12 protein-coding genes and 1 pseudogene are annotated in these 9,506 nt (G+C 60.1%); 4 read left to right on the forward strand and 9 right to left on the reverse strand.

Annotated features, from left to right (window positions below):
- Positions 1-215 precede the first annotated feature (215 nt).
- Positions 216-419 (forward strand): WGR domain-containing protein, encoded by a 204-nt coding sequence (locus AGR1_RS30215; RefSeq protein WP_318530252.1) that lies wholly within the window; start codon positions 216-218, stop codon positions 417-419.
- A 139-nt stretch (positions 420-558) separates the two neighbouring features.
- A complete protein-coding gene (locus tag AGR1_RS29235) occupies positions 559-942 on the forward strand; it encodes a thermonuclease family protein (protein WP_246669788.1) in 384 nt (127 codons plus the stop codon).
- Positions 943-973: 31 nt separating this feature from the next.
- Here AGR1_RS29235 and AGR1_RS29760 read toward each other — a convergent pair whose 3' ends face one another.
- From AGR1_RS29760 to AGR1_RS29240, 3 genes are all read right to left on the reverse strand, one after another.
- A complete protein-coding gene (locus AGR1_RS29760; protein WP_187772329.1) occupies positions 974-1,147 on the reverse strand; it encodes a hypothetical protein in 174 nt (57 codons plus the stop codon).
- Positions 1,148-1,411: 264 nt separating this feature from the next.
- Entirely contained in the window at positions 1,412-1,768 is a 357-nt protein-coding gene (locus AGR1_RS29765; protein ID WP_187772332.1) for a hypothetical protein, read from the reverse strand.
- A 129-nt stretch (positions 1,769-1,897) separates the two neighbouring features.
- Complete coding sequence (locus AGR1_RS29240) at positions 1,898-2,206, reverse strand: DUF736 domain-containing protein (RefSeq protein WP_018326263.1); 309 nt, start codon at positions 2,204-2,206, stop codon at positions 1,898-1,900.
- Between the two features lie 454 nt (positions 2,207-2,660).
- On the opposite strand from AGR1_RS29240, the gene AGR1_RS29245 reads away from it, so the two are divergent.
- On the forward strand, positions 2,661-2,849 hold the full coding sequence (locus AGR1_RS29245) for a hypothetical protein (RefSeq protein WP_149149222.1): 189 nt from the start codon (positions 2,661-2,663) through the stop codon (positions 2,847-2,849).
- A gap of 3 nt (positions 2,850-2,852) precedes the next feature.
- On the opposite strand, the pseudogene AGR1_RS29250 reads toward AGR1_RS29245, so the two are convergent.
- The 5 genes and pseudogenes from AGR1_RS29250 to AGR1_RS29270 form a co-directional block, all read right to left on the reverse strand.
- Positions 2,853-3,152: pseudogene (locus AGR1_RS29250) on the reverse strand (zincin-like metallopeptidase domain-containing protein); the annotation flags it as partial.
- 110 nt (positions 3,153-3,262) lie between these two features.
- Positions 3,263-4,255, reverse strand: a complete 993-nt coding sequence (locus AGR1_RS29255) for a tyrosine-type recombinase/integrase (RefSeq protein WP_149149223.1) — start codon at positions 4,253-4,255, stop codon at positions 3,263-3,265.
- Positions 4,252-5,196, reverse strand: a complete 945-nt coding sequence (locus AGR1_RS29260) for a tyrosine-type recombinase/integrase (protein ID WP_149149224.1) — start codon at positions 5,194-5,196, stop codon at positions 4,252-4,254. The genes AGR1_RS29255 and AGR1_RS29260 overlap by 4 nt, the downstream gene beginning before the upstream one ends.
- A complete protein-coding gene (locus tag AGR1_RS29265) occupies positions 5,193-6,413 on the reverse strand; it encodes a site-specific integrase (RefSeq protein ID WP_149149225.1) in 1,221 nt (406 codons plus the stop codon). The genes AGR1_RS29260 and AGR1_RS29265 overlap by 4 nt, the downstream gene beginning before the upstream one ends.
- Before the next feature lie 155 nt (positions 6,414-6,568).
- Positions 6,569-7,468 (reverse strand): LysR family transcriptional regulator, encoded by a 900-nt coding sequence (locus tag AGR1_RS29270; RefSeq protein ID WP_149149226.1) that lies wholly within the window; start codon positions 7,466-7,468, stop codon positions 6,569-6,571.
- A gap of 89 nt (positions 7,469-7,557) precedes the next feature.
- On the opposite strand from AGR1_RS29270, the gene AGR1_RS29275 reads away from it, so the two are divergent.
- Positions 7,558-8,319 carry an SDR family oxidoreductase gene (locus AGR1_RS29275; RefSeq protein ID WP_010400994.1) on the forward strand — a complete coding sequence of 254 codons (762 nt, stop codon included), beginning with the start codon at positions 7,558-7,560 and terminating at the stop codon, positions 8,317-8,319.
- Positions 8,320-8,364: 45 nt separating this feature from the next.
- Here AGR1_RS29275 and AGR1_RS29280 read toward each other — a convergent pair whose 3' ends face one another.
- Positions 8,365-9,240, reverse strand: a complete 876-nt coding sequence (locus tag AGR1_RS29280; protein ID WP_246669786.1) for an ArdC-like ssDNA-binding domain-containing protein — start codon at positions 9,238-9,240, stop codon at positions 8,365-8,367.
- Positions 9,241-9,506: the final 266 nt, after the last annotated feature.

Genomic DNA, 9,506 nt, shown 5'->3' on the forward strand with positions numbered 1-9,506 from the left:
GAAGACCGCCCGTGGGCTTTGTTCGCGGGACGCGAATAGAGCCGTATGCCAAAGGCAGACCGCCCGAGGTAACCTGCCACTTCACAGAGATGAATCGATGGCCACTGTCCGATTCAAAACTGTCATTGGACGCTCGTGGCCGAAAGCGCGATTCTGTCACCATGATCGCACAACCCTACCAGCTCTACGTGGAAAGAACGGACAGGACAAAAAACATGTCCCGCTTCTATGCGATGTCGATCGAGCCAAACCTCTTTGGCGAAGCTTGCCTGACACGGCGCTGGGGTCGTATCGGCGCAAAGGGTCAAATGATGATGCACCATTTCGAGCGGGAAGAGGATGCGGTTCTGCTTTTCCTACATCTCACCCGCCAGAAAAGAAACCGCGGATATCGCACCCTTCCCAGCAACAATCTCTGATCGCAGCTGAAGTGTCCGTTTCAATCATGAAAGCCGAGCGCAAATCTGCTATCACCACTTTAGCTACTAGGCCCGAAGGAATATCCGTTTGAAAGCCGCTACATCCGCGTTCATTGCCGCCATCTCCATAGCGACGGTATTGCAACCAATCACATCCAGTGCCGCTTCCAGGAATGTGGCGCAGTTTCAAAAATGCGGTTCCGGCTCTCGTATGAACTGCGTTGTCGATGGCGACACGATCTGGATTGGCGGTGACAAAATCAGGATTGCGGATATCGACACACCGGAGATAAGCGAACCGAAATGCCGATCCGAGCTCGCGCTCGGCAACAAGGCCACTGCCCGATTGATCGAGTTGATCAACGCTGGACCTTTCGAGTTGAAGGCATGGCCAGGGCGGGACGAAGATCGCTACGGCCGAAAGCTACGTGTCCTTACACGCGACGGGCGCAGTCTCGGTGATATCCTGGTTTCGGAGGGCTTGGCCCGGACGTGGTCCGGCAGACGCGAACCTTGGTGCTAGTATCCGGCTCGCTCGAAGGCGGATGCGACTGTTACCGGCGGCGGTTCCAGTCGGTCTCGAAGTTGACTTCGATCTCGATGAAGAACGGGATCTTGATCGCGAGCTTCATGCCGAGCTTGCCCTTGCGGAAGAAATGCTGGGCGACCTTACCAAGTGTGCGAAGACGGCGGCCGGTGGCGCTGAGGAATTTTGCGAGCTGTTGCATCATGGATCTCCTGTTGATTGCGTTTCATTGCGGGGATGAAGAGCGAACCGGGAAGGAGGGGCTGCACCCATTGGGCCGAAGCGGAGCGGAGGGCCTGATGGCGACTGAATTTTGATGCGCGAGGAGCGTTAAGCGGGGAAAATTCTGGCGTCATCAGGTTGCAGCCAGACGCCCGGGACGCACCATCCCTGATGTCGATGAAAAGAGATCAACAGAAGATCTTCGGCAGCGCGTGATGCACGCGGCGCAGTTTAACACCGCTCCTCAGAACGGTGGCTCGGCATCGACGCGGCCGTCCAGCTCGGCAACCGCCAGCGTCAGTTCAGCCTGTGCGAGATCAAGCTCGGCCTCAATCAGGCGGCGTTCAGAAAAATCGGCAGCGTTACGCAATTCGGCACGAAGTTCTTCGATCTGGCATTCGAGTTCGTAGGTCATCGTCTGATCTCCAGTGTGAAAGACGATCAGCGGCGCCGGGTAGGGAATGACGTCGTCAGGGATCGCTGAAGCGACCGGCAACGCCGGGGAGTGGGGGAACCAATTTCGTGTTGGCGGCTCCGCTGCCAACTCGAAATTGGGGGTACCGCTCATCCTTGACGACGGCAGTCCCGTCGGCATCATCATTGGGTACTGAGCAGGTTTCCTTCCCCTCCGTAGGGCACTAAAAAGCCGCACCCGGCTCGATGCCGGGTCCGGCTTGAAATCTCGGAGAGAAGAGAAGGCTCCGCCGGTGGCGGAGCCTCGTGATCCTTATCAGTCCCGGTTCGGTCGGGACCAGATGAGCTGGAGACCGTCCTCGCCTTCGACCTCGGCGAGCGTTGCGTAGATCGGAGCCGGGAAGCTCGGATCGTCGAGCTTGACCGAGAGATAGTCGCGGCCTTGCTCGGAGGTCTTCTGCCAGGCGGCGCCCAGCTCGACGCTGCCGGCGTAGACGCGGAACTGTGGGCCCTTGTCGGAGGGGTTCTCAACCCGGGCGATGCGGGCCTTGACGTTGAGGGCGAGGGTGCGGATGGAGCCGGTGAAGCCGTTTTCGGTGGAGGTGAAGGTGCCGATAGTTGCCATTGTCGTATTCCTTTTCGTGTGTTCGGGCCGCGCCCATCGCGGCCTCGATGGCAGTCGCAAAGACCGGTGACGATCGGACCGCACCTGATAAGGCCGGAACGAAGTGGAGGGCGGCAACTACCAATTTTGTTAGTTGGAGAGGAATGGCGGCGCAGCCGGCAGGGGTAAGAAAATTGGTCGTGGCCGTTGCGGGAAGACGATCGAGGCGCAGCCGGTCTCCGGTCAGACATGCCTCATCGAGCCCGCGGATGGGTCGCCGGAAACTCTGCCGGGAAGGGATATGACATGGCGTTCCGCCGCACTCGCCCTGGATAGAAATGGCATCCCGCGCAACGCACGCCGGGACAGCTCTCATCGTCTGCTTCGTCAGGGGACAACGTTCCTCCCAACATGGCCCGCTTTCTGACTGCGCACGGTTGGATATCGTTGCCCTCGCGAATCGCCCGGAGGATCAATGCGTCAGCAGACCAAGTCGTTCGTCGTCGAACGCAAACCGTCCCGCAAACCCAAACTTGACACTGCAAAGCCGTCGATCTGGGGAAGGCTGGATGCTGACATTGCACAAGGTCTCCAAGATCAACGAGATGGGGACCTACATGATCCGGATCACGCGGCCGCCACCGATGGTGACGACCGCGCTTGAAATTCACGCTGCAGCCTTAACGTCTGCTTCCGGCTGCAGCGAATGCAGGAAGCTCACAGCGCGTTGCGCATGGGCCGCCGCCTGAAAAATCGCCCGCTTGTCGTCGGCCAGCACCGACAGCCATGACTGCAGATAGGAAGCGTGATCCGCTCGCGGCTCAAGCTCAGGCGCGATGCCAAGATCCGCGCAGAGGAAGCAACTGCCAAGTTCGGCAATGAGTTCTTCCCGCGCCCGCTCGGTCCGGTCCTTAGAATAGCGCGACAGGTCGCGTCCCACGCGATGCTCCGCCGCCGTCCAGTGGGTCTTATGCCGATATCGGCATAAGACGCATTATGCCGTAAGCTGGGTTATGCCGCATGGCCGGGTTTGGTGGCTTTCGCACCTGCGTTCGGCCATGCAGCACTTCGGCATAATCAGAGCGCTTCGAGAAAGGCGAGCAGTTCGTCATCGGGACGATATCGCCCTGGATGCATCTCTGGGCTTGCAACCTGAGCTAGCGCCTTTTCCTTCAGCCGCATGTCGGCGTGGATATAGATCTGAGTCGTTTCCACGGATTCGTGCCCGAGCCACAGTGCGATCACCGATTGGTCAACGCCGTGGTGGAGCAGCTCCATCGCTGTGCTGTGGCGCAGCGTGTGCGGCGTGACGCGTTTGCCCGCAAGGCTCGGACATGAACGCGATGCTGTTAGGCAATGCTTGCGAACCAGATGCTCCAATGCATCCCGGCTGAGCCGCTCACCCCGGATCGACGGGAACAACGGTCCGTCGCTGTCCAGACGTTCGCCGATCCAGGTCTGGATAAGCTTGGCCGTGTCGCGGCGAAGAGGCGTACTGCGTTCTTTTCGACCTTTGCCGATGCAACGGATGTGGGCGCCGGTGCCAAGCACAACATCTTTGCAGCGCAGGTTGACCAGTTCGGAAGCCCTCAGTCCGGTCTGAAGTGCAAGCACCAGCAACACATGATCACGCCGCCCGGCCCACGTCGTTCGATCCGGCGCGGCCAGAAGCGCCGCGATCTCATCCGCGTCAAGGAATGTGACGCTTCGCTTCACATATCGCTTGTTCGGCATCGAGAGAATGCGCTGGCAATGGAGAAGCCAGCTCGGGTCGGTCAATGCGACATAGCGAAAGAATGAGCGAATGGCAGCAAGTCGGGTATTGCGAGTGCGCGCCGTATTACCGCGAACCGTTTCGACATGGACCAGGAAGTCGGCGACGAGATCGGCATCGAGGTCCCCAATTGTCAGCTTGGTGGGCGGCTTTTCACACCGTGCGCTCGCGTACCGGATCAACAGCCGGAACGTGTCGCGGTAGCCGGCAATGGTATTTTGGCTTGCCTCCATCTGGGTGCAGAGACGGTCAGTGAAGAAGCGCTGGATCAGCGCAGGGAAGTTACTCGTTTTCATCGGGTTTCCTCCTCCGCTACTGCGCCGGTTATTCGGGCCGAGGCCAGTTCCAGCAGTTCCGGCACAGCTTCCAGATACCAGTATGTGTGGGCAGGGTTCGAATGACCGAGCCATGTCGTAAGCTTGATCATCTCGCGGCTGACGTCTTTGCCTGAGCGATACCAACTCAGCATGGTCCGCACCGCAAAGGTGTGGCGAAGATCGTGGATGCGCGGGCCACGGCCGTGCCGGAGATAAAGCTGCGGCTCCCGCAATCCGATCTGCTGGCAGACATGCGCGAAGTTGTAGCGTGCACTGCAATCGCCAAGGCGGCGCCCCTCACAGGTCACGAAGAATGCGTCCGGCTGGCGGCCAAGCAGTCGATCCCGCTCGCGACCGTAGCCTTCCAGCCGATGCACGACACTCGGGTCCAGCGGCAGCAGCCGTTCCTTGCCGAGCTTGCCTTGCCGGATGCAAAGCACGCCAGATTCAACATCGAGGTCGGCAGGGTCAAGAGCAAGAGCTTCGCTGATCCGAAGCCCAGTCACGGCGATCAGGCCGAACAGCGTCGAGCAGGTCTGGCCGCGAAGGCCGTAGACCGAAGGCAGCATTCGCGCATGCTCTATGATCGCAACGATCTCGACATCGCTATAGATATAGGGGTGAGAACGCTGAACACGACCCGACACCAACCCCTGTGGCGGAGCCTCGTGCCGGGGATCCATGCCATGCAGCCATTCGGCAAACTGGCGGGCGACCCTGAAGCGTGTCGCCCTGGTGCCGGCGCTGGCGGAAGGCAGGCTTTCGAGCCAGCGCATGACGAGGCTTGTGTTGATGTGCCGCGCCCCATCTTGGTCGGCAAACGTGACGAAGCGGCGCAGTATTCGTTCATCGGTGCTCAGATCGGCGCCGAGCTGCCGTCTGATGGTGAGGTATCGGTCCATTTCGGTGAGGAAGCTCATCGTGCCACCTCCGCGACTGGCCAGGGCTGGGCAATGGAACGCAATCCGTCAGTGTCGAGCTTCGCGTAGATCATCGTCGTCGCCCGTGACCTATGCCGCAGCAGATCGCCGATCTCCTCCAGCGAAGCACCAGCGCGAACCATGTTCGTTGCCAGGCTGTGCCGCAGAACATGCGATCCGACGTAGGGTGTTGGGGGCTTCACGCCCGTCGCCGCGAATGCCTCCTTCAATATGGCGTTGATGACCTGGCTGTCCTTGAACGGGCGATTAGGTGCTCGATGCGTCACGAACAGCGTGCGTGTGGTTGCGGAGGAGCGATCCCCGCGTAGATACTCGCTAATCGCCTCGCCGACATCCGGCGGGATAGGCAGCCGATCATGTTGCTGGCCTTTCCCACGAACCATCAGTTCGCCGGCGCGCCAGTCGATGTCATCCAACTGGATCGCGATGACCTCCGGCGCGCGTAGGCCGAGACGGGCCATCAGGAGCAGCATGGCGTAGTCTCGGGCGCCGCGCCGTGGATTGCCGCGCACCGCGGCCACGACGGCCTCCACCTCCTCAGGCGACAGATAACGGGGCAGTCTTGCGCCCCAGGGCTTGTGCGCCCGAGGGACGCAGAGCGACAGGTTGGTCGTCGTGAGGCCCTGAGCGAACAGGTATTGGAAGAAGCTGCGCAGATGCGTGGCCGGTGTCTTGTCGCGGAAAGGTCTTTTGCGCGTCACAAGGTGTTCCATGAACGCCACAACATCCCTGGCATTCAGCGCCGCCAGGTCGAGCATATCGTCGCCGAAGCGATGATCTAGAAAGCGGTCTGCGAACCGGAGCACATGATAGATCGTGCGCGGACTGAGACCTCGCTGCCGGACCAGATAGGTTTCGAAGTTGACCAGCAGTTCAGCGCGTGCGGCCTGCGCGGGCGTCAGCGGCGGTCGTATCGCGACGCCCATTTCAATCAGGTGCGCGACGAACAGCCTCGCAAGATTGGGGATCTTCACCTGGCTCTTCGGCGTGGCCGGCAACCGCTGTCCCAATTCGACAGCAAGGTCGGGCGTCAACGTCGACGGCGCGATGCCCTCGGCGTCGAGTAAGCGCCCGAACCGCCGAAGCAGGCAACGATAGTTGTTCAGCGTGGCTGGTTTGTAGTTCCTTGCTGAAAGACTTTTCTCGAACGATTCAAAGTAGCAATCGATGCAGGTAGTGTCGTTGGATATTTCCATTTCTTGTGCTCCATGTTGTTGGAACACAATCTTGGTGGCAAATCCGGAATGTTTGACCAGCCCTGCGGCGGATTTCGACCAGGCCACGTGCGTTCGCGGCAATCGATAAAGTTGTCCGCTTCGAGCCCTAACCGGCCATTGCCGTTACGCTGTGATTACCACCTATGCGGGCACAGATAGTCTATGAAAGCGCGTAAAGGTGCGGGCACATGTTCGCGTCCATGATAGAAGAGCAGTGGCCCGTCGAAGCTCTGCCACCAAGGCTCCAAGACCGGTACCAGAGCGCCGCTGTCAATCTGCGGCTGCAGCCATTCCTCGTAGAGATGAACAATGCCGCACCCATCGACCGCCATCGAAACCGCCAGATCGACTGCTGTGACATCGACTGTCGCAGGACCTTGCACCTCCACGCGGACGATCTCGCCCTCTTTCTCGAATTCCCAAGGCATCGGATGACCGCCCCCGACGAATGCCGGTAGGCAGGCATGCCGATCCAGATCCTGAGGATGAAGGGGATACCCATGCCGTGCCAGGTAGGCGGGCGAGGCAGCGGTGGCAAATCTCTGGCGCGACGGCCCGATGGGCGTAAGCACCATGTTCTTCGTCACCTTATCGTCATAGCGGATACCCGCATCGCATCCCGCAGCCAGGATATCGACGACGCCATGCTCCGCGATGATCTCTACCCGGACATCCGGATAGGCCTTTGAAAACCCGGGCAAGAGGCGTGGCAGCACAAGGCGCGCAACGCCCAAAGGAACATTCAGCCGGAGCGTGCCGCTCGGCATGCCTCGAAATTCACTGGCACTCTCCAGCGCCGCTTCCATCTCCGACATCGCGGCCTGAAGGCGGTGCAGCAGATGCGCCCCGGCCTCTGTGGTGGTGACGCTGCGGGTCGTACGGTTCAACAGCCGGACCCCGAGCTGATCTTCAAGCCGCCTCACTGCGCCACTCAGGCTGGACGCGCTCATATCGGATGTCTTGGCCGCCTCGCGAAAGCCACCGGCTGTAGCGACCGCAATGAAGGCGCGGGCCGCGGAGAAGTCACTCTTCATTGTGCAATTTTCCGTACAGAATGTAGATTTATAACCACCTTATCCTGAACAAATGTCTTGTCTATATCTCCCCTACAAGGAGAATATTCATGAAAAGTACAGCATCTATCGCAATCATCACCGGTGGCAGCAGAGGCATGGGCCGGGATACCGCCCTCCGCTTGGCTCAACGCGGCGTATCGTCCATCATCACTTATCACTCTCGGCAGGAAGAGGCCGATAAGGTGGTTTCGGACATCAAGAAGGTTGGGGCGCAGGCTGCCGCGCTTCAGCTTGATGTCGGCAAGGCTTCGAGCTTCCCGAACTTCGCTGACAGCGTTCGCACCACCCTCGCCCAGATGGGAGCCGACCGCTTCGACTATCTGGTGAACAACGCGGGGATCTCCTCTACGGCGACCCTCGCAGACGGAACCGAAGCCGAAATGGACGCGCAATTCGCGGTGCATTTCAAAGGACCGTTCCTGCTGACCCAGGTGCTTCTGCCGCTGATGAAGGACGGGGGGCGCATCGTGAACATCTCGTCGGGGCTGACGCGCTTCTCATTCCCGGGCCGGGCGATCTACGGGCCGATGAAAGCGGCGGTGGAAACCCTGACACGTTACATGGCGCTGGAACTTGGTCCGCGCGGTATCGCCGTTAACGTGGTCGCGCCCGGAGCCATAGCGACCGACTTCAGCGGCGGCGTCACCCGCGACAACCACGAGGTCAACAAGGCGCTGGCAACCCGCACCGCACTCGGTCGCGTCGGTGGCCCCGAAGACGTTGGCCCGGTGATCGCCAGCCTCCTCACGGATGCGTTCGGTTGGGTCAATGGACAGCGGATCGAGGTCACCGGCGGCATGAATCTCTGATGATCAGTCGTGGTGCATGCGTCTTTCTCGATGGCCCTTTCTGCGTCAGTGGCCATTGAGGATGAGGACTCTATCGGCGGCAGGGAAAGCCACACTGGGCACGGTTTCCTGCTGCCGCGAACGTCCGGAAAGTTCCGCATATCTGATAGCCAGACTTCGAGAACGGCGGCATTTAATCAGCACCTCCGAGTTCCTCGAAGCGCTCTGATTATGCCGAACTGTTGCATGGCCGAACACAGGTGCGAAAGCCACCAAACCCCGGCCATGCGGCATAACCCAGCTTACGGCATAATGGGTTGCCTCATGACTAAGGACAGCTGCGTATCCGGCAGCATCGCGAAACGCCTCAAACGGTGGCATCTGGATATGATCCATGATTGGAGAATAATAGGCCTGATTGCCGCCGTGCCGGATGACGGCGCCGGTATTGCGGAAGAAGCGATCGGCGCTCTCGATCCGCTCGACCGGATCAACGACCCTGGCGGACGGCGCATAATAGCTGTTAGGCAAACCGTCGATTTGCTCGACGTTGAACACCGAATAGGCTTTCAGGAACGGGATCTCCCGGTCGACCTCGTTACCGTTTCCGTCCGCTTCGGACTTGGTGAAACGGCTGGCGAAGACGACGGTCGAGCCGGTTTCGCCCTTGCGCACAGCTCCTCCCAATTCAAGCGCCTGCTTGAATGTCATCCACATTGAGGAGGCGAAGCCATTCGATATCTGCTCCGACCATAGGAGGAGCACGTTCATGCCCGAATAGGGAACGCCGTTGTGGCGCAGCGGCCGCGAGATACGACCATCGGCGTTAGCGGCGCTCCACGGCTTCATCCAGGGGCGGACGCCCTTTTCCAGATCCTCGACGATCCGATCGGTGATCCGCGTGTAGATATCCGCACGGTCCGATCCTGATTTCTTTGTCATGGCTCTTCTCTCCTTTTTAGGAACCGCGCCTATCGCGGTCCGTCACGGAGGTCCGAAGTCAGGGGCCATTGGTGTGGCCATGCACCGAAGGCCGCAACAGCGTGGAGGACGGCAAAGCCGTTGCATGGGCGCCCGGCTCCTGCAGGACCATCCAACGGGACGGGCCGCGATAGGCGTGTCTCCAGCTTTATTCTGAACATGAAAAAAGCCGGCGCCCGTGGGCGCCAGCCTAAAAAGGGAAATGGCGGGTGCGACCCCGCCAAGTG

Source organism: Agrobacterium sp. B1(2019) (assembly GCF_008274755.1).
In the GTDB taxonomy this organism is placed as follows: domain Bacteria; phylum Pseudomonadota; class Alphaproteobacteria; order Rhizobiales; family Rhizobiaceae; genus Agrobacterium; species Agrobacterium salinitolerans.

Coding starts and splice junctions, on each gene's coding strand:
- AGR1_RS30215 (WP_318530252.1), top strand. CDS start 216: ATGTCCCGCTTCTATGCGATGTCGATCGAGCCAAACCTCTTTGGCGAA.
- AGR1_RS29760 (WP_187772329.1), bottom strand. CDS start 1,147: ATGCAACAGCTCGCAAAATTCCTCAGCGCCACCGGCCGCCGTCTTCGC.
- AGR1_RS29765 (WP_187772332.1), bottom strand. CDS start 1,768: ATGATGATGCCGACGGGACTGCCGTCGTCAAGGATGAGCGGTACCCCC.
- AGR1_RS29240 (WP_018326263.1), bottom strand. CDS start 2,206: ATGGCAACTATCGGCACCTTCACCTCCACCGAAAACGGCTTCACCGGC.
- AGR1_RS29245 (WP_149149222.1), top strand. CDS start 2,661: ATGCGTCAGCAGACCAAGTCGTTCGTCGTCGAACGCAAACCGTCCCGC.
- AGR1_RS29255 (WP_149149223.1), bottom strand. CDS start 4,255: ATGAAAACGAGTAACTTCCCTGCGCTGATCCAGCGCTTCTTCACTGAC.
- AGR1_RS29260 (WP_149149224.1), bottom strand. CDS start 5,196: ATGAGCTTCCTCACCGAAATGGACCGATACCTCACCATCAGACGGCAG.
- AGR1_RS29265 (WP_149149225.1), bottom strand. CDS start 6,413: ATGGAAATATCCAACGACACTACCTGCATCGATTGCTACTTTGAATCG.
- AGR1_RS29270 (WP_149149226.1), bottom strand. CDS start 7,468: ATGAAGAGTGACTTCTCCGCGGCCCGCGCCTTCATTGCGGTCGCTACA.
- AGR1_RS29275 (WP_010400994.1), top strand. CDS start 7,558: ATGAAAAGTACAGCATCTATCGCAATCATCACCGGTGGCAGCAGAGGC.
- AGR1_RS29280 (WP_246669786.1), bottom strand. CDS start 9,240: ATGACAAAGAAATCAGGATCGGACCGTGCGGATATCTACACGCGGATC.